Here is an 18,336-nt window from a genome sequence, read left to right as displayed (position 1 = left end):
CGCGCGCCGGGCGGCTCACATGCCGCCCATGCCCATGATGTTGTAGCCGCAGTCGACGTAGGTGATCTCGCCGGTGATGGCCGAAGCTAGATCCGAACACAAGAACGCCGCGGCATTGCCGACTTCGTCGATGGTGACGTTGCGCCGCAACGGCGCGGTGTTCTCGACGTAGGTCAGGAACTTGCGCATATCCTTGATGCCGGACGCCGCCAGGGTGCGTATCGGCCCGGCCGACACCGCGTTCACCCGAATCCCTTCCGGCCCGAGACTCTCCGCCATGTAGCGCACGTTGGCTTCGAGGCTGGCCTTGGCCAGGCCCATGACGTTGTAGCTCGGCATGGTGCGCACCGCGCCGAGATAGCTCAAGGTCAGCATCGCGCCCTGGCGGCCTTTCATCAGCGGGCGCGCGGCATTGCCAAGCGCGGCGAAGCTGTAGGAACTGACCTCGTGGGCAACGCGAAATCCTTCGCGGGTGACGCTGTCCAGGTAACCGCCCTGCAGTTCCTCGCGCGGCGCGAAGGCCACGGAATGGATGAGGATGTCCAGATGGTCCCAGTAGTCGTCGAGGTGATTGAATACCGCCTGGATCTCCTCGTCGCTCTGCACTTCGCAGGGCAGGGTAATCTCGGATCCGAGTTCAGCGGCGAAGTCTTCGACGCGCGACTTCAATCGATCGTTCTGATACGTGAAGGCCAGTTCGGCGCCTTCACGATGCATGGCCTTGGCGACACCCCAAGCAATCGACTTATTGCTTGCCACACCGACGATGAGGGCGCGTTTACCTTGCAGAATTCCCATGGTCTGACTACCTTGCTGACTGATTATCGTGTGCCCCGCCTGGGGCCATCAAAGTGTACAGTGCCCGGACCGAGTTTATAATCCCGCAGCGCCTCCGAGAGCACGCGAACATGCGATTCCTGCCGCCGACCGCGCTGGCAATGGTCTGTCTGGTCATGCTGGCCGCGAGCATCGCGGGCTGCGGCGAGCAGCCGTGGAACGATCCCTATCGTGCGTCGGACTCGGGGCGCGCGGTTTTCTATGGCGCATTTGCCGAAAGACCCAAGCATCTCGACCCGGTCTCTTCCTATAGCGAGAACGAGGCGCAGTTCACCGGCCAGATTTACGAGCCAGTGGTGCAATACCATTTTCTGAAGCGCCCCTACCAACTCGTGCCCTTGACCGCGACCGCGCTGCCGGAACCGCGCTATTACGATCGTGACGGCCAGGCGCTGCCGGCCGATGCGCCCGCCGAAAGCGTCGCAGAGGCGGTGTATCGTGTCACGCTGAAGCACGGCATCCTCTATCAACCGCATCCGGCCTTTGCGCGGCGCGGCGATGGCAGCTACTACTACCATCACCTCACGCACGAGGATGTGAGGTCACGCGCCACGCTTGCCGATTTCACGCACAAGGGCAGCCGCGAGTTGACGGCTGACGACTATGTCTACCAGATCAAGCGGCTGGCCCATCCGCACTTGCATTCGCCGGTGGCGGGTTTGATGGGCAAGTACATCAAGGGACTGACAGCTCTCGGTGAACGGCTGCGCGCCGAGCAGGCCGACAATCATGGCTTCGTAGATTTGCGCAAGTACGACTTCGATGGCGCGCGCGTGATCGATCGCTACACCTTCGAGATCCGAATCACGGAGAAATACCCACAGTTCCGCTACTGGCTGGCGATGTCGTTTTTCGCGCCGGTGCCGTGGGAAGCGGACAGCTTCTACGCGCAGCCGGGCATGAAAGAGCGCAATTTCACGCTCGACTGGTACCCGGTAGGCACCGGTCCTTACATGTTGACCGAGAACAATCCCAATCGGCGCATGGTGCTGGAGCGCAATCCGAACTTTCGTGGCGAAGCCTATCCGGAGCGCGGCGCGCCCGGCGACGCGGTGGCGGGCATGCTGCGCATGGCCGGCAAGACCATGCCGTTCATCGACATCGCCTACTACAGCCTCGAGAAGGAAGAGATCCCGCAGTGGACGAAATTCCTGCAGGGCTATTACGACGTCGCCGCGGTGCTGCCGGACAGCTTTGACCAGGCCATTCAATTCGGCATGAAGGGTGAAGCGGAACTCACGCCCGGCATGCGCGAAAAGGGCGTCAAGCTCGTCACGGCGGTCGAGCAGGCTACCTCCTACATGGGTTTCAACATGGCCGACCCAGTAGTCGGCGGCGATAGCGAGCGCGCGCGCCTGCTGCGTCAGGCGATTTCCATCGCGGTCGATTTCGAGGAACTCATCTCGATTTTCGCCAACGGTCGCGGCGTGCCCGCCCATGGGCCGATTCCCCCGGAGATCTTCGGTTATCGCGCCGGCCAGTCGGGCATCAATCCCTATGTCTACGAATGGCGCTCCGGTCATGCGTCGCGACGTTCGCTCGACGACGCGCGCGCCTTGCTGCGCGAAGCCGGCTATGCCGACGGCCGCGACCCGGCGACTGGCCAGCCGCTCACCTTGTATTACGAAGCGATCAGCGGCGGGCCTAGCGGCAAGGCGCAGCTCAACTGGTACCGCAAACAGTTCGAGAAGCTCGGCATCCAACTCGTGATCCGCGTCACCGACTACAACCGCTTCCAGGAGAAGGTCCGCGAAGGCACGGCCCAGATCTTCAGCTGGGGATGGAATGCCGATTATCCCGATCCCGAGAATTTCCTGTTCCTGCTGTACGGCCCTAATGGCAAGTCCCACTTCGGCGGTGAGAACGCTTCGAACTATCACAATGAAGAATTCGACCAGCTGTACGTGCGCATGCGCGCCTTGCCGAATGGTGCGGAGAGACAGCGCCTGATCGACCGCATGGTGGAAATCGTGCGCAGGGATTCGCCGTGGCTATGGGGATTTCATCCCATGGCCTATGCGCTCAACCACGCCTGGTACGGCAATTCCAAGCCGAACCTCATGGCGCGCAACACGCTCAAGTACAAGACCGTGGACCCGTCGTTGCGCGAGCGACTGCAGCGTGAATGGAACCGGCCCTTGCTGTGGCCATTGCTGACACTACTGGCCTTGCTGGTGTTGAGCGCGGTGCCTGCGTGGCGCGGCTACCGGGCGCGGCAGCGGGCGGCGGCGCGATGAGCGCCTACATCGCGCGCCGCGTGTTGTACGCCTTGCCGATATTGCTGGGCGTCAACGTCATCACGTTCTTCCTGTTCTTCGTGGTCAATTCGCCGGACGACATGGCGCGCATGCATCTTGGCAGCAAGCATGTCACGCCGCAGGCGGTCGAGAACTGGAAAGCCGAGCGTGGCTACGACAAACCGCTGCTGTGGAATGCGGCCCGGGATGGCCTGCCGCGCGTGACCGACACCATTTTCTATCGCCATACGCTCAAGCTGTTCCTGTTCGAATTCGGGCAGTCGGACAGCGGTCGCGACATCGCCTTCGACATTTCCCAGCGCATGGTGCCGAGCCTGGTGGTGACCTTGCCGGTGTTCGTGTTGGAGCTGCTGCTCACCATCAGCCTGGCGCTGGGCATCGCACTGCTGCGCGGCACCTATTTCGACACCTGGGCGGTGATCGTGTGCGTGGCGATGATGTCCGTCTCCAGCCTGTTCTACATCATCGGCGGACAGTTCCTGTTCGGCAAAGTGCTGCGCCTGGTGCCGATTTCGGGTTTCGACGGTGACAGCGCGATGCTGAAGTTCATCGCGCTGCCGGTGGCGGTGAGCGTGATTGCCGGCCTTGGCTATGGCACCCGTTGGTATCGCACGCTGTTTCTCGAGGAGATCAATCGCGACTACGTGCGCACGGCGCGCGCCAAGGGCCTGTCGGAACGCGCGGTGTTGTTCAAGCACGTGCTGCGCAATGCCTTGATCCCGATCCTCACCGGCGTGGTGGTGATTCTGCCCACGCTGTTCATCGGCAATCTCATCATCGAGGCGTTTTTCGGCATACCGGGCCTCGGCAGCTATACCATCGAAGCCATCCAGAGCCAGGACTTCGCCATCGTGCGCGCGATGGTGTTCCTGGGGTCACTGCTTTACATCGTTGGCCTCATCCTCACCGATATTTCCTATACCTTGGCCGATCCGCGGGTGCGGCTGACATGAGTGGCATCGAACCGGTGCTGCTCAAGACCGATATGCTGTTCTTCGTGCTGCTGGCGGCCGTGGCGGCCTATGTCTGGTATGCGCGACGACACGAACACCTGCGCGCGCCGTGGCGACAGGTCGCACGACAGCCGCTCGGCATGGCGGCGGCGGTGGTGCTGGCGGCCTATCTCGCCATCGCATTGCTCGATTCGCTGCATTTTCGCGTCACCGCCGCGGGCCATGGTGGCGGCGCCTACAGCCGCGATCTCACCAGCGTGTTCGACGTGCTGGCGGGACCTCTGCGTAGCGGTGTCGAACGCACCTACTCCGCGCCCTTCGCGGCCGAAGCCTATGCCAAGGAGATCGTCGAGCTCGCCGACGGTTCCAATTCACGCGCCTTTCCGCGTCTCGAACATGGCGGTGCGCACTTGCGCGACCCGGCCAGTGAACGCGGGCCGGATATCGCCGCGCGACTCATCGGCGGCATCCTGCTCGGCCTGGGCTTGGCCGCGCTGCAGATGGCGCTGGTGGTGGGCTTATGCGCGCGGCGCGCGCGCGCGCCGTGGCAGGCGACGGCACTGTCGATGCTGCGCGGTGAGAGCCAGGTGCCGTGGCGCGCGATACTCGGCACGCTCGCGATACTGAGTCTCCTGTTCGGCTGCGTGGTCGAACTCGCGCCTTACTACCACGTGTTCGGCACCGACCAGGTCGGCAACGATGTGCTCTACCAGGCGTTGAAGAGCATACGTACGGGCCTGCTCATCGGCACGCTCACCACGCTCGTGATGCTGCCCTTCGCGCTCGTGCTGGGGCTGGTGGCGGGTTACTTCGGCGGCTGGGTGGACGATGTGATCCAGTATCTCTACACGACCTTGTCATCCATTCCCGGCGTGCTGCTGGTGGCGGCCGCGGCCTTGATGCTCGAGGTCTACATGGCGCGCCACGCGGACGCCTATGCCAGCCTCGCCGCGCGCGCCGATCTGCGCCTGCTGGCGCTGTGCATGATACTCGGCGTGACCGCCTGGACCGGCCTGTGCCGTTACCTGCGCGGCGAGGCGCTGAAGCTGCGCGCGGTCGATTTCATCGAGGCGGCGCGGGCCTTCGGCGTGTCCAACGGCAAGATCCTGGCGCGCCATATCCTGCCCAACATCATGCACATCGTGATGATTTCCATCGTGCTCGATTTCAGCGGCCTGGTGCTCGCCGAAGCGGTGTTGACCTATATCGACATCGGCGTCGACCCGAGCATGGAATCCTGGGGCAACATGATCAACGGCGCGCGCCTGGAACTCGCGCGCGAGCCGGTGGTGTGGTGGTCGCTGGGCGCCGCGTTCGTGCTGATGTTCGCACTGGTGCTGGCGGCCAACATTTTCGCCGATGCGGTGCGCGATGCGTTCGACCCGCGCCTGCGTGATCTCGAATGAGGACACCTCGCCCATGAGCAGCACCCTGCTGGAAGTCGAAGACCTGGCCATTCATTTCGGCGCCGAGCCCCATGCGGTGCGCGCGGTGGACGGGCTGTCGTTCGCGGTCGCCGCCGGCGAGACGGTGGTGCTGGTCGGCGAATCGGGCAGCGGCAAATCGATGGCCGCGCTCGCCATCACGCGACTGTTGCCGGCCACCGCCAGGATAGTCAGCGGCGCGGTGCGCCTCGCGGGACAGGATCTTTTCAAGCTGCCCGAATACCGTATGCGTGACGTGCGCGGCGCGGCGGTCGGCATGATCTTCCAGGAGCCGCAATCGTCGCTCAATCCCGTCATGCGCATCGGCGCGCAGCTGGGTGAGGCCTTGGTACGTCACCAGGGACTGCGCGGCGCGGCCTTGCGCGCACGCAGCATCGAGCTGCTGGAGGCGGTGGGCATCAGCGACGCCGCCGCGCGCCTCGACCAGTACCCGCACCAGTTTTCCGGCGGCATGAAGCAGCGCGTGATGATTGCCATTGCGCTCGCCGCCCAGCCGCGGCTGCTGATCGCCGACGAGCCGACCACCGCGCTGGACGTGACAATCCAGGCGCAAGTGCTGGATCTCATCAAGGCCGAGCAGAAGCGTCGTGGCATGGGCATCCTGTTCATCACCCACGATCTCGCCGTCGCCTACCAGATAGCTGACCGGGTGCTGGTGATGCGCCAAGGGCGGCTGGTCGAGAGCGGCACGCGCGACGCGTTCTATGCCAACCCCCAGCATGCGTATTCACGCCAGCTTTTCGACGCCTTGCCGAGCTGGGACAAGCGCGTGCGCGAAGGGTATGCACCGTCCGCGACGCCAGCCGCGCCGTTGCTGGAAGTGCGCGACCTGGCGGTCGAGTTTCCCATCCGCCGCGGCCTGTTCAAGCGCAAGGTCGGCGCCTTGCGCGCGGTCGACGGTGTGACCTTGTGCGTCGAGCAGGGTCGCACGCTGGCCATCGTCGGCGAGTCGGGCTGCGGCAAGACCACCATGGGCAAGGGCATTCTGCGCCTGGCGCCGTTGGCCGGCGGCAGCGTCGAATTCGCCGGCGTCGATCTCGCGACGCTCGATGCCGCCGCCATGCGCAGACAGCGCGCCGCGCTGCAAATAGTCTTTCAAGATCCGGTGGCGTCGATGAATCCGCGCATGGTGGTGGGCGACATCATCAAGGAAGGCATGCTTGCGCAGGGTATCGGCGCCGGCCCCGCCGAGCGCGATGCGCGCGTTGCCGAGCTGCTCGCCCAGGTGGGACTGGAGGCCGTGCATGCGCGTCGATATCCCCACGAATTTTCCGGCGGTCAGCGTCAGCGCATCTGCATTGCCCGCGCGCTCGCCGTCGAGCCGCGTCTTATCGTGTGCGACGAACCAACCTCGGCGCTCGACGTGTCGGTGCAGGCGCAGATCCTGTCATTGCTGCGAGACCTCCAGGAGCGGCTGGGCCTGAGCTACCTGTTCGTCACCCACAACATCGGCGTGGTGGCCTACCTCGCACACCATGTCGCCGTGATGCGCAATGGTCGCATCATTGAACAGGGGCCGGTGGACGACGTGCTGCACCGGCCGCAACACGCCTACACGCAACAGTTGCTGGCCGCGGTGCCGACCATCGGCAACGCGGCCTGACGCGCCGCGCGCAGTCATGGCGGGCGCGAACATGGCCATGACATGGTCAGCGCAGTTGCGCGCCGACCTGCGCTCGCTGGTCGTGATCGGCGCGCCGCTCATCATCAACAACCTGTCCAGCATCGGTGTCGGCGTGGCCGACACCATGATGGCCGCGCGCCTGGGCTCGGTGCAGCTCGCCGGCGTCGCCATCGGCAATGGCGTGTGGATAGCGTTGTTCCTGTTGGGGCTCGGCACCATCATGGCGCTGGGCCCGACGGTCGCTCAGCATTTCGGCGCGGGGCGCGATGCCGAAATAGGTCACGACACGCGCCAGGGTTTGTGGCTCGCGCTGCTGGTCTCGCTGTTGGTGATGCTGGCGATGCGCCACACCGCGCCCTTGCTGGTGGCGGTCGGTATCGAACACGAGGTGGCGCGGCTGGCGCAGGGCTATCTCGACTACCTGTCGTGGGGCGTGCCCGGCGCCTATGGCTATCACACCTTGAAGCAGATGAACGAAGGCGTCGGCCGCACGGTGCCGGTGATGACGGTCGTGACCGCGGTCTTGCCGCTCAACGTGTTGCTCAACTATGCCTTCCTGTTTGGCGCTATCGGCATGCCCGCCCTCGGCGCGCCGGGCTGCGGCCTCGGCAGCGCGCTCAGCTTCTGGGTGATGCTGGCGCTGTTGGCGGGCCATACGCTGAGCTCGCCGCACTACCGACGCTTCGGTTTGTGGCGGGCGCTGGAACGTCCGGATATCGCGGCGCTGAAACGCCTGCTGGCCTTGGGGCTGCCGATAGGCGTGTCGCTATTCCTGCAATCGGGATTGTTCACCGCCGTGGCGATGTTGATGGGCTCGCTGGGCAGCGCGGCGGTCGCGGCCCACCAGGTCGCGCTCAACTATTGCGGCATCGTGTTCATGGCGCCGCTCGGCTTTGCGATGGCGCTGACGGTGTGCGTGGGACAGGCGGTCGGTCGGCGCGATTTCAACGCCGTGCGCCGCATCGGTTACACCGGCTTCGTGCTGTGCGGCCTGTGCACCACCACGGCGGCGGTGACCACCTGGTGCTTCGCGCCTCGCATCATCGCGCTCTACACGACGGACGCAGCCGTGGTCGCGATCGCCCTGGCGCTGTTCAAGATTGGCGCCAGCTTGCAGTTGGCCGATGGCCTGCAAGTGGCGGCGGCCTTTGCGCTGCGCGGTTTGAAAGACACCCGCGTGCCGCTGGTGTTGAATGCGCTCAACTACTGGGGCGTGGGCTTTACGCTGGCCTACGCGCTGGCCCGCCATGGCGGCGCCGGCGCCGCCGGCATCTGGATAGGCCTCAGCACCGCGCTGTGGGTGGCGTCGTTTCTCCTGATCGGCCGTTTCGTGATCCTGACGCGGCGCCTGCTGCGTGCGCCCGCGCCATGATCGCTGTCCGCCTCATGCATGTTGGCGCCGCCAGTGCGCACACATACGCAGCGTCGGACACGCTCAGCGTTTCTCGACTCCGAGTGCCGCCAGCCGCGCCGCCGTGTCGGCGCCGGCCTTGACCACGCTCACGTCCTTGTCGATATAGGCAATCTTGCCGTCCTTGTCGATGTAGAACGTCCAGCGCGAGGCGAAGCCGAGCATGCCGAGCACGCCGTAGTCGGCCGCGACCTTCTTGTCCGGGTCGGCAAGTATGGGAAAATCCGCGCCGGTCTCGGCCGCGAATTTCGTATTGGTCTCGGCGTCATCCGTGCTCGCCATGAAGTAGGCGACCTTGTAGTTCTTCAACAATGCACCACTCTCACGGAGCGATTTGCACTGCGCGGTTCAGCCGCCGGTGAAAGCTTTCGGGAACCACGCGACCACCACGGCCGTGCCGCGGTAGTCGGCGAGGTGATGTTGTTTGCCGTCGGAACCGGCGAGCGTGAAGTCGGGCGCGACATCGCCGACCGCCAGATCCGCCGCCGGCAGCGGGCCGCTCGCCAGGCTGGTGACGGCGCCGCATAGCAGCACCGCCAGCGCCCGCAGTTTGGGAAAATCCATACGCTCGCTCCTCGTTGTGGCCTCGTGGCTGATACTGGTTTACGACCGCGCTACCGATGTCGGATCTCAGGCCACCGGCTCGCGCATCGTCACCCATTCCTCGGCCGAGGTCGGATGGATGCCGATGGTGCGGTCGAACAGGGTCTTGGTGGCGCCGGCCTTGATGGCGACCGCCAGGCCCTGGATGGATTCCCCTGCATCGGGGCCCACCATGTGGGCGCCGACCACGCGATCGCTGGCGGTATCGACGATGAGTTTCATCAAGGTCTTTTCCTTGGAGCCCGACAGCGTGTGCTTGAGTGGCGTGAAAGTGGATCTGAACACCGTCACCGCGCCGTACTTCTCGCGCGCCTGCGCCTCGGTATAGCCGACCGTTGCGAGGTTGGGGTGGCTGAACACCGCGCTCGGCACGAACTCGTAATCCACCGGACGTTCGTGGTCACGATACAGGTGCCAGGCCAGGGCCATGCCTTCGGCCAGCGCGACCGGCGTCAGGTTGATGCGGTCGGTGACGTCGCCGATGGCGTAGATTGACGGCACACTGGTCTGATAGTTGCCATTGACCTTCACCGCGCCATTGTCGTCCAGCGCCACACCGCAGGCTTCGAGGCCGAGCTTGGCGGTGTTGGGCTTGCGACCGGTCGCATACATCACCAGATCGCAGTCCAGCGTGCTGCCATCGTTCAGATGCAGGCGCAGCCCGTCGGTTTCACGGCTGATGCGCGTGACGTCGGTGTCGAAGCGCAGCTTGACGCCTTTCTTTTGCATCTCGTCGGCGAGGAAATGCCGGGCGTCATCGTCGAAGCCGCGCAGGAACAGCGGGCCGCGATAGAGCTGCGTGGTCTCGCAGCCGAGGCCATTGAAGATGCCGGCGAATTCAACCGCGATATAGCCGCCGCCGACCACCACCGCGCGCCTCGGCAGGCGTTCGAGGAAGAACGCGTCGTTGGAATTGATGGCGAGCTCACTGCCCGGAAAGGTCGGCACGTAGGGCCAGCCGCCGGTCGCCACCAGGATGCGTTCGGCAGTGATATCGCGACCGCCGACGGTGACGGTGTGGGCGTCCTTCAACACCGCGCGTTCGTGCATCACGGTCACACCGGCGTTGTCCATCAGGCGCTGGTAGATGCCGTTCAGGCGTTCGATTTCCTTGTTCTTGTTGGCGACCAGGGTCGGCCAGTCGAAACTGCCGTCGGCAATCTTCCAGCCGAAGCCGGCCGCATCATGGACTTCCTCGTGCACGTGGGCGGCGTAGGCGAACAACTTCTTCGGCACGCAGCCGACGTTCACGCAGGTGCCGCCCATGTAGCGCTCCTCGGCCATCGCCACGCGCGCGCCGAAGCTCGCCGACATGCGGCCGGCGCGCACGCCGCCCGAGCCGCCACCGATGATGAAGAGATCGTAATCGTAGGACGCCATGTTCACTCCTGGCCGTTAGCGTGGCCCTAGTATAGAGGCTGGCGCCTGCGCGGATTGCACGCATACGGCGCGGATTCTTCGCGCTGCCGGCCGGCGACGCCTTTGGCTACAATCGCGGTCAGGTTTTCAAAGCGGCTTCTCGACTTCGAGCGCATGCCGCATGCAGGAGTGAAGCTCATGGGTGAACGGGTCGAAATCGTCGAGGTCGGGCCACGCGACGGCCTACAGGCACAGCCGCAATTGCTCGATACCGAGACCAAGCTTGCCTTCATCGAGCGCCTGGTCGAGGCCGGCGTGCGGCGGCTCGAGGTGGCGAGCTTCGTCAATCCCAAGCGCGTGCCGCAGATGGCCGATGCCGATGCGGTCATCGCGCGCCTGCCGCGTCGCGAGGGCGTGAGCTATATCGGCTTGGTATTGAACGAACAGGGGCTCGAGCGTGCGCTGGTTTCGGGCGTCGGACAGATCAACTGCGCTGCGGTCACGACCGACAGCTTCTGCCTGCGCAACCAGGGCAAAACCTCGGCCGACATGCTGGAACTCATCGCCTCGCTGGCGCGCCGCGCGCAGGACGCCGGCCGCTATTTCGGCGTGACGATTGCCGCGTCTTTCGGCTGCCCCTTCGAGGGCGAAGTCGCGCCCGCCACCGTGGTCGCGATCGCCGAGCGCCTGCACGGCATGGGCGTCGACGAGATCGCGCTGGCCGACACCATCGGCGTGGCGGTGCCCTCGGACGTCAAGCGGCTGGTGGAAGCGGTACGGCCGCGCATCGGCGCCACACCGCTGCGCATGCATTTCCACAATACCCGTGGCACCGGCATCGGCAATGTGTACGCGGCGGTCGAGAGCGGCGTGCGCATCATCGACGCCAGCTGCGGCGGGGTGGGCGGATGTCCCTTCGCGCCCGGCGCGACCGGCAATGTCGGCACCGAGGACGTGCTCTACCTTCTGCATCGCATGGGCTACACCACCGGTATCGACATCGCCAAGGTGGTCGCCACTTCGAAATGGCTGGAAGGCCCGTTGGCGGCGCCGATGCAGGCCAGCATGACCCGCGCCAGCGTGTTTCCGCCGCCGCGTGCGGCTTGAGCGTCGCGCCGGCCTAAGGCGCGGCGCCCCATCGGCCGCGCCCGCGGGCGCTTGAGTCGTGGCCTCGGTTCTGGCCCGCTGGTGGCAGCGCCACGGCGACGTCGCGCTGGTGGTGCTCGGTGCGCTGTTGGTGTCGGGCAAGGGCATCTTTGCCAAGCTCCTGTTCCGCGATGGCGTCGCGGTCGAATCCATCCTGCTGCTGCGTTCGTGGTTCACCTTGCCCCTGGTGTGGGGCTGGGCCCTGTATCGCACTTCGTTGCGCGAGCTGGCCGCGGCCGAGCCGCGACTCATCGCCGGCGCGATGCTGGCCGGCCTTGCCAGCCATTACGCTGCCGCGTGGCTGAATTTCGTCGCGCTGACCATGATCAACGCCAGTCTCGAGCGGGTGCTGCTGTTCAGCTATCCCGCCATGGTGGTGCTGGCGCGTGCGCTCGCCGCGCGGCGCTGGCCGTCGGCACGGTTGCTGATCGCGGTGATGCTGACCTATCTCGGCGTCGCCTGCGCGGTGGGTGGGCTCGATGCGGGACTGTGGCAGGCCAATGGTCTGGGCGCGTCGCTGGTGCTCGCCTCGGCGGCCGGTTTTGCCTATTACCTCATCGCCAACGAGCGGGTCGCGACCGTGCTCGGCAGCGCGCCTTTCCTGCTCTACGCGAGTACCGCCGGCGCCATCGCGCTGACGCTGCATGCGGCCGTGATGGGAGGTACGAGTGTCGCCAGCTTCGTCGCGCTTGCACCGCGTGACTGGGCGCTGATCATCGGCATGACGGTCACCACCAGCGTGCTGCCGTTGTTCCTGTTTTCCGCCAGCATCCGCCGTATCGGCGCGCAGCGCGCTTCCATCGTCAGCACCATCGGCCCGCCGGCGACCTTTGCCTTGGCGGCCTGGATCCTCGGCGAAGCCATGCACCCCATCCAGATGCTCGGCACCGCGCTCATCATCGCCGGGATCGTGGTGCTGGAGACCCGGGCCGCGCCCGGCAAGGTTCAGGACAGCCCGGCGTAGAGCCTGGCCATGGCCTTGCGCCACAGGCGCGCGGGCTTCAAGGGCATGCCGGCATAGATGCCGGGCTCGCGGATGTCCTTGGTGATGCCGCCCTTGCCGAGCACGGTGACGTCGTCGGCCACCGTCACGTGACCCACCGTGCCGACCTGGCCGGCCAAGGTCACGCGGTTGCCGAGGCGGGTGCTGCCGGACACCCCGACCTGCGACACGATCACGCAGTTCTCGCCGGTCACCACGTTGTGCGCCAGCATCACCAGGTTGTCGACCTTGGTGCCACGACCGATGCGGGTCTCGCTGAAACGTGCGCGGTCGACGGTGGAGTTGGCGCCGATTTCGACGTCGTCCTCCAGTACCACACGGCCGAGCTGCGGGATCTTGAAGTGCTGGCCGTCGTGGTTGACGAAGCCGAAGCCGTCGCCGCCGATCGACACCCCGGGCTGCAGGATCACGCGGTTGCCGAGCAAGGTGTCCTCGCGCAGCGTGCAGTTGGGGTAGATGACGCAGTCGGCACCGAGCTCCACGCGGTCCATGATCACGACGTTGGGGAAGATTTTGCAGCGCGGCCCGATCTTGACCTGGTTACCGATTACGACATTCGGGCCGATATAGGAGTCATCGCCCAGCGCCGCGCTGATCGCGACGATGGCGCTGGGGTGCACGCCGCGCGCGTCCCCCAGCTGGCTGCGGGCGAACAGGCTGGCGATGCGCGCCATCATGTATTCGGGATTGGGGTGGAAGAGATTGGCCTTGCCGGCGACCGGATGGTCGGGATGGGCGACGAAGGCCGCAATCCGCGACGCCGCGGCATCGTCGACGTGCTTGGCGCCGCTCGCAAACGACAGGCAGCGCGGCAGATTGTCGGACAGCCCGCACACGCCTTCGATCTCGAGCGAGCTGTCGCCGCTAAGCTCGAGTTCGAAGCGCCGCGCAATCTCGGCCAGGGTGTATGACATGTTCATTCCTCGAGTCGTCCTTCGGCATGACGGCGCCGGCTGGCCGGCAAGTCTACAAGGTCGCAGACGAGGCGCCAGCCGTCAGGCGCCGGGCCATGCCCGTCAAAACTAGTGTTAAATGCGGCGCCAGCGCGCGACCGCGTAATGGGGAAATGTCGGCCCCTGGTCTATGCTCGCCACTGACGGCCACGGGGACGGGCGGCCTCGAGCTCAAGTATTTTATAGCTTGCGCTTTCTATTCCAATAACTATCATTGAGTTATAGAATATTTCAATAAATTACTTTAGATAATAATCTCGTGCCCATTCGCCATCCCATGCAAAAACGGATCTTTTTCTTCGCGCTTGGCGCGCTCCTGGTGCTGGTGCCGTTTCTGGCAGGCGCCGATATCTACAAGTATGTCGACGGCCGCGGCCACGTGCATCTGACCGACCGCCCCGACCACCCTGGCTTCCGACGGCTGGTCAAGACCTGGAAGGGTTGGTCGGAGGCGCGCGTCGATTTCAAGAACGCGTTCAAGAATCGCCAGAAATACGGCCCGACCATCGCCCAGGCCGCCAAGGTTCATCGCTTGCCGCCGGCGCTTCTGCATGCGGTCATCACCGCCGAGTCCGGCTACAACGCCGAGGCCGTGTCGACCGCCGGCGCGGTGGGACTGATGCAACTCATGCCCGGCACCGCCGAGCGTTACGGGGTGCGCAACCGGCGCGACCCGATAGCCAACGTGTCGGGCGGCACCCATTACCTGCGCGACCTGCTCAACATGTTCGACGACAACCTGGTGCTGGCGCTGGCCGCCTATAACGCCGGCGAGAACGCCGTCATCAACAATGGCCGGCGCATTCCTCCCTACAAGGAAACCGAGGTCTACGTGCAGCGGGTCCTGAAGTACTACAACGACTACAAGCGGGATATGTAGCCGCGCCACCGGCGGCCATTGCGGCCGCCGGCCTGTCAACAATGCCTATTCGTCCGTCACGCAGCCTTCCGAGGCGTTGGTCACGCGCTGGATGTACTTGAACAGTGTGCCGCGCTCGGCCTTGTAGGGCGGCGCCACCCAGCCTTGGCGCCGGCGTGCGAGTTCCGCCTCGTCGACCGCCATGGTGATGGTCTTGTGGTCGGCATCCAGCGTCACGCGGTCACCGGTTTTCACGAAGGCGATGGGGCCGCCTTCCTGCGCCTCCGGCACCACGTGCCCGACGATGAAACCGTGCGAGCCGCCGGAGAAGCGGCCGTCGGTGATGAGGGCCACCGAGTCGCCGAGACCGGCGCCCATCAAGGCCGAGGTCGGGGTCAGCATTTCCGGCATGCCCGGGCCGCCTTTCGGCCCTTCGTAGCGGATGATGATGACGTCGCCCTTCTGGATCTTCTTCTGCTCCAGGCCCGCCAGCATGTCTTCTTCCGAATCGTAGACCTTGGCCGGGCCTTCGAAGCGCAGGCCTTCCTTGCCGGTGATCTTGGCCACCGAGCCGCCGGGCGCGAGATTGCCCTTCAGGATCTGGATGTGGCCGCTGGGCTTGATGGGATTGGACAGGGCGCAGCACCTGCTGGCCCGGCGTCAGGCCCGGCAGGTCGGCGAGGTTCTCGGCCAGGGTCTTGCCGGTGACGGTCAGGCAGCTGCCGTCGATGAGGCCGGCTTCGAGCAGGAATTTCAGCACCGCCGGAATGCCGCCGACCTTGTGCAGGTCTTCCATCACGTACTGGCCGCTGGGTTTCAGGTCGGCCAGGAACGGCACACGGTCGCTGACCGCCTGGAAGTCATCGATGGTGAGCTTGACGCCGACCGCCTTGGCCATGGCGATGAGATGCAGCACCGCGTTGGTGGAGCCGCCGAGCACGGTGATCACCACCATCGCGTTCTCGAAGGCGGCGCGGGTCATGATGTCGCTGGGCTTGATGTCGCGCGCCGTGAGCACACGGATGGCGGCGCCGGCGCGGCGGCATTCTTCCAGTTTCAAGGGATCGACCGCAGGCACCGAGGACGAGTAGGGCAGGGTCATGCCCATCGCTTCGATGGCCGAGGCCATGGTGTTGGCGGTGTACATGCCGCCGCAGGCGCCGGCGCCCGGGCAGGCGTGACGCACCACGTCCTGGCGTTCTTCCTCGCTGATGGTGCCGGCGAGGTAGGAGCCGTAGCTCTGGAAGGCCGACACGATGTCCAGCACCTTGCCATGGGAATGTCCGGGCTTGATGGTGCCGCCGTAGACCATCAGCGCCGGGCGGTTCAAACGGCCCATGGCGATGAGGCAGCCGGGCATGTTCTTGTCGCAGCCCGGGATGGAGATATTGGCGTCGTACCACTGGCCGCCCATGATGGTTTCGATGGAGTCGGCGATGAGGTCGCGCGACTGCAGCGAGTAGCTCATGCCACGCGTGCCCATGGAGATGCCGTCGCTGACGCCGACGGTGTTGAAGCGCATGCCGACCATGCCGGCCTGCTGCACGCCTTTTTTCACTTCCTCGGCGAGAGACAGGAGATGCATGTTGCAGGGGTTGCCCTCGAACCACACGCTGGCGATGCCGACCTGGGCCTTGCTCAAATCCTCTTCGGTCAGGCCGGTGCCGAGCAGCATGGCTTGCGAGGCGCCCTGCGAGCGCGGTTGAGTGATACGTTCACTGATCTTGTTGATCTTGGTCGCCATGGTGTTCTCCGGCGTGCTGTCGGCTGATAGGGGTGGCTGGCCATTGGCCAGCGCGCATGATAGCGCTCCCGTCACGGTCGCCCAAGGCGCGTGGCGGGCCAAAGCCGCTAGAATGCCGCCATCACGTTGCGCGCGCCGCGCGAGGATCACGTCGCGATGACCGAATCGAGCTCGCCTCTGGAAGGGGAAGCGGTGGTCGCCTGGCTGCGCCAGGTGTCACCGTATTTTCACAAGCACCGCGCCCAGACCTTCGTGGTCTATTTCGGCGGCGAGGCGGTGGCGGACGCCGGCTTCACCAACCTAATTCGCGATCTCCTGATGCTGGCGGCGGTGGGCATACGCCTGGTGGTGGTGTTCGGTGCGCGTCCGCAGATTGAACAGCGCCTGGCGGCGCGCGGCATCACGCCACGCGTGGTCGGCGATCTGCGCGTCAGCGATGCGCGGACCATGCACGAGGTGCGCGAAGTGGTGGGCGCCATGCGTCTCGACATCGAGGCGGCGTTTTCCTTCGGCAGTCGCGGTGGACCCTTGTCTGGCGCCGGCTGCCGTATCGCGAGCGGCAACTTCGTGCTGGCGCGGCCGGCCGGCATCATCGATGGCGTCGACTTGCTGTTCACCGGCCTGGTGCGAAATGTCGATCGCAAGGCCATCGGTGCGCGGCTCGATGAAGGGGAAATCGTGCTGCTCGCGCCTCTCGGTTATTCGCCGACCGGCGAATTGTTCAATCTCAAGGCCAAGGATCTCGCCGCCACGGTGGCCGCCGAGATCGGCGCGGCCAAGCTCATACTGCTCACCGACAGGGACGGCATCACCGACGCCCACGGCGAACTGGTGCGACAGCTGACAGTGCACGAAGCGCAGCAGCTGCGCGAGACCAAGCGTGCCGATCTTGTCGACTTTGAACCGCTTGAAACCGGCATCGCGGCCTGCGAGCAGGGTGTCGAGCGCGTGCACATCGTCACGCGCCTGGTCGATGGCGCGGTGTTGCGCGAACTGTTCACCCGCGACGGCATAGGCACCATGCTGAGCAGCGCGCCCTTCGACCAACTGCGCGAGGGTCGGGTCGAAGACGTCGGCGGCATCCTGGAACTGGTGCAGCCGCTGGAAGCGCAAGGCCTCTTGGTCAAACGCTCGCGGGAAAAGCTCGAGAACGAAATCGATCATTTCGTGGTGATGGTGCGCGAGAACACCGTGGTGGCCTGTGGCGCGCTCTATCCCTACGCCGAGCAGGGCATGGCGGAAATCGCCTGCATCGCCGTGCACCCGGATTACCGCGGCGGCCAGTTCGGTGACCTGTTGCTGGAGGCGCTGGAGCGGCGCGCCCGCCATGCGAACCTGGGATCGGTGTTCGTGCTCACCACCCAGGCCACGCAATGGTTCAACGAGCGCGGCTTCCGTGCCGGCGCCATCGACTCACTGCCGATGGCCAAGCGCGAGCTGTACAACTACCAGCGGAACTCGGCGGTGTTGATCAAGGCGCTGGGTTGACGCTCGGTCTTTGTGGGTCAGACTTCAGTCTGACATTCAAAGATGTTGCGGAAACATCAGCGCCGGGCAGCAATGTCAGACTGAAGTCTGACCCACAATGAAAGCGCGAATCTGCGTTCTCTCAATACTCCACCTTGTCCTCCACCCCATGCCCACGCTTCGGAATGAGCATGTTGCGGTCGAACTCGCACACCACCGTGCCGTCGCTCTTCTTGCCCCAGGTACGCACCGTGACGATGCCGGCCGTCGGGCGTGACTGCGACTCGCGTTTGCCCAGCACTTCGGATTCGGCGTAGAGCGTGTCGCCGACGAATACCGGCGCCGGCAGCTTGATTTCCTTCCAGCCGAGGTTGGCGATCGCCTTCTGACTCACGTCGCTGACGCTCATACCCACCACCAGCGACACGGTGAAGGCGCTGTTGACCAGCACCTTGCCGAATTCCGAGGCCTTGGCGTACTCGGCATCGAAATGCAGCGGGTGCTGGTTCATGGTCAGCAGCGTGAACCAGGTGTTGTCCACTTCGCTGATGGTGCGGCCGGGACGGTGCTGGTAGACGTGCCCGACTTCGAAATCCTCGAAATATCGGCCGAAGGTTTCGCGAAATGTATTGGGGCCGACTTGCTTGACGTTCTGCACCATGGTTGTCTCCGTG

General features: G+C 65.0%; 14 protein-coding genes and 1 pseudogene. 9 read left to right on the top strand and 6 right to left on the bottom strand.

Annotation, left to right across the window (positions count from 1 at the left end):
* Positions 1–15: 15 nt before the first annotated feature.
* Positions 16–798 carry an enoyl-ACP reductase gene (locus IPM80_14995; protein ID MBK8959692.1) on the bottom strand — a complete coding sequence of 261 codons (783 nt, stop codon included), beginning with the start codon at positions 796–798 and terminating at the stop codon, positions 16–18.
* Positions 799–908: 110 nt separating this feature from the next.
* Between IPM80_14995 and IPM80_14990 the strand changes: the two genes are divergently transcribed.
* The 5 genes from IPM80_14990 to IPM80_14970 are packed head-to-tail and all read left to right on the top strand — an operon-like array spanning position 909 to position 8,489.
* A complete protein-coding gene (locus IPM80_14990; protein ID MBK8959691.1) occupies positions 909–3,074 on the top strand; it encodes an ABC transporter substrate-binding protein in 2,166 nt (721 codons plus the stop codon).
* Positions 3,071–4,048, top strand: coding sequence for an ABC transporter permease (locus IPM80_14985; protein ID MBK8959690.1), 978 nt, complete (start codon positions 3,071–3,073; stop codon positions 4,046–4,048). The genes IPM80_14990 and IPM80_14985 overlap by 4 nt, the downstream gene beginning before the upstream one ends.
* Positions 4,045–5,454 (top strand): ABC transporter permease, encoded by a 1,410-nt coding sequence (locus IPM80_14980; GenBank protein MBK8959689.1) that lies wholly within the window; start codon positions 4,045–4,047, stop codon positions 5,452–5,454. The genes IPM80_14985 and IPM80_14980 overlap by 4 nt, the downstream gene beginning before the upstream one ends.
* A gap of 13 nt (positions 5,455–5,467) precedes the next feature.
* Positions 5,468–7,096 (top strand): ABC transporter ATP-binding protein, encoded by a 1,629-nt coding sequence (locus IPM80_14975; GenBank protein MBK8959688.1) that lies wholly within the window; start codon positions 5,468–5,470, stop codon positions 7,094–7,096.
* 37 nt (positions 7,097–7,133) lie between these two features.
* Complete coding sequence (locus tag IPM80_14970; GenBank protein MBK8959687.1) at positions 7,134–8,489, top strand: MATE family efflux transporter; 1,356 nt, start codon at positions 7,134–7,136, stop codon at positions 8,487–8,489.
* Between the two features lie 63 nt (positions 8,490–8,552).
* Here the strand turns inward: IPM80_14970 and IPM80_14965 are convergent, their stop codons facing one another.
* Together IPM80_14965 and gorA are read right to left on the bottom strand one after the other, a co-directional pair.
* Entirely contained in the window at positions 8,553–9,092 is a 540-nt protein-coding gene (locus IPM80_14965) for a redoxin domain-containing protein (GenBank protein MBK8959686.1), read from the bottom strand.
* A gap of 66 nt (positions 9,093–9,158) precedes the next feature.
* Positions 9,159–10,511 carry a glutathione-disulfide reductase gene (gorA, locus tag IPM80_14960; protein ID MBK8959685.1) on the bottom strand — a complete coding sequence of 451 codons (1,353 nt, stop codon included), beginning with the start codon at positions 10,509–10,511 and terminating at the stop codon, positions 9,159–9,161.
* Positions 10,512–10,688: 177 nt separating this feature from the next.
* On the opposite strand from gorA, the gene IPM80_14955 reads away from it, so the two are divergent.
* Both IPM80_14955 and IPM80_14950 read left to right on the top strand, forming a co-directional pair.
* Positions 10,689–11,597, top strand: a complete 909-nt coding sequence (locus IPM80_14955; GenBank protein ID MBK8959684.1) for a hydroxymethylglutaryl-CoA lyase — start codon at positions 10,689–10,691, stop codon at positions 11,595–11,597.
* Between the two features lie 58 nt (positions 11,598–11,655).
* Positions 11,656–12,600, top strand: a complete 945-nt coding sequence (locus IPM80_14950; protein ID MBK8959683.1) for a DMT family transporter — start codon at positions 11,656–11,658, stop codon at positions 12,598–12,600.
* On the opposite strand, the gene lpxD is transcribed toward IPM80_14950, so the two are convergent.
* The gene (gene lpxD / locus IPM80_14945) at positions 12,582–13,553 is read right to left on the bottom strand and encodes a UDP-3-O-(3-hydroxymyristoyl)glucosamine N-acyltransferase (protein MBK8959682.1); all 972 of its coding nucleotides are present in this window, start codon (positions 13,551–13,553) and stop codon (positions 12,582–12,584) included. The two genes, IPM80_14950 and lpxD, sit on opposite strands and share 19 nt — an antisense overlap.
* A gap of 316 nt (positions 13,554–13,869) precedes the next feature.
* Between lpxD and IPM80_14940 the strand changes: the two genes are divergently transcribed.
* A complete protein-coding gene (locus IPM80_14940) occupies positions 13,870–14,472 on the top strand; it encodes a lytic transglycosylase domain-containing protein (GenBank protein ID MBK8959681.1) in 603 nt (200 codons plus the stop codon).
* 45 nt (positions 14,473–14,517) lie between these two features.
* Here the strand turns inward: IPM80_14940 and ilvD are convergent.
* A pseudogene (ilvD, locus tag IPM80_14935) lies at positions 14,518–16,195 on the bottom strand (dihydroxy-acid dehydratase).
* Positions 16,196–16,351: 156 nt separating this feature from the next.
* On the opposite strand from ilvD, the gene argA reads away from it, so the two are divergent.
* Positions 16,352–17,683 (top strand): amino-acid N-acetyltransferase, encoded by a 1,332-nt coding sequence (gene argA / locus IPM80_14930; protein ID MBK8959680.1) that lies wholly within the window; start codon positions 16,352–16,354, stop codon positions 17,681–17,683.
* 121 nt (positions 17,684–17,804) lie between these two features.
* On the opposite strand, the gene IPM80_14925 is transcribed toward argA, so the two are convergent.
* Positions 17,805–18,323, bottom strand: a complete 519-nt coding sequence (locus IPM80_14925) for a MaoC family dehydratase (protein ID MBK8959679.1) — start codon at positions 18,321–18,323, stop codon at positions 17,805–17,807.
* Between the last annotated feature and the right edge of the window lie 13 nt (positions 18,324–18,336).

It is taken from the genome of Pseudomonadota bacterium (assembly GCA_016719885.1).
Lineage (GTDB): Bacteria > Pseudomonadota > Gammaproteobacteria.
Note: the sequence above shows the minus strand (reverse complement) of the source record. Positions and strands in the feature narration are given on the sequence as shown.

What these genes read in the sequence shown, in the direction of transcription:
- IPM80_14970 (MBK8959687.1), top strand. Translation starts at nt 7,134, where the DNA reads ATGACATGGTCAGCGCAGTTGCGCGCCGACCTGCGCTCGCTGGTCGTG.
- gorA (MBK8959685.1), bottom strand. Translation starts at nt 10,511, where the DNA reads ATGGCGTCCTACGATTACGATCTCTTCATCATCGGTGGCGGCTCGGGC.
- argA (MBK8959680.1), top strand. Translation starts at nt 16,352, where the DNA reads ATGACCGAATCGAGCTCGCCTCTGGAAGGGGAAGCGGTGGTCGCCTGG.
- IPM80_14985 (MBK8959690.1), top strand. Translation starts at nt 3,071, where the DNA reads ATGAGCGCCTACATCGCGCGCCGCGTGTTGTACGCCTTGCCGATATTG.
- IPM80_14975 (MBK8959688.1), top strand. Translation starts at nt 5,468, where the DNA reads ATGAGCAGCACCCTGCTGGAAGTCGAAGACCTGGCCATTCATTTCGGC.
- IPM80_14980 (MBK8959689.1), top strand. Translation starts at nt 4,045, where the DNA reads ATGAGTGGCATCGAACCGGTGCTGCTCAAGACCGATATGCTGTTCTTC.
- IPM80_14955 (MBK8959684.1), top strand. Translation starts at nt 10,689, where the DNA reads ATGGGTGAACGGGTCGAAATCGTCGAGGTCGGGCCACGCGACGGCCTA.
- IPM80_14940 (MBK8959681.1), top strand. Translation starts at nt 13,870, where the DNA reads ATGCAAAAACGGATCTTTTTCTTCGCGCTTGGCGCGCTCCTGGTGCTG.
- IPM80_14995 (MBK8959692.1), bottom strand. Translation starts at nt 798, where the DNA reads ATGGGAATTCTGCAAGGTAAACGCGCCCTCATCGTCGGTGTGGCAAGC.
- lpxD (MBK8959682.1), bottom strand. Translation starts at nt 13,553, where the DNA reads ATGTCATACACCCTGGCCGAGATTGCGCGGCGCTTCGAACTCGAGCTT.
- IPM80_14990 (MBK8959691.1), top strand. Translation starts at nt 909, where the DNA reads ATGCGATTCCTGCCGCCGACCGCGCTGGCAATGGTCTGTCTGGTCATG.
- IPM80_14925 (MBK8959679.1), bottom strand. Translation starts at nt 18,323, where the DNA reads ATGGTGCAGAACGTCAAGCAAGTCGGCCCCAATACATTTCGCGAAACC.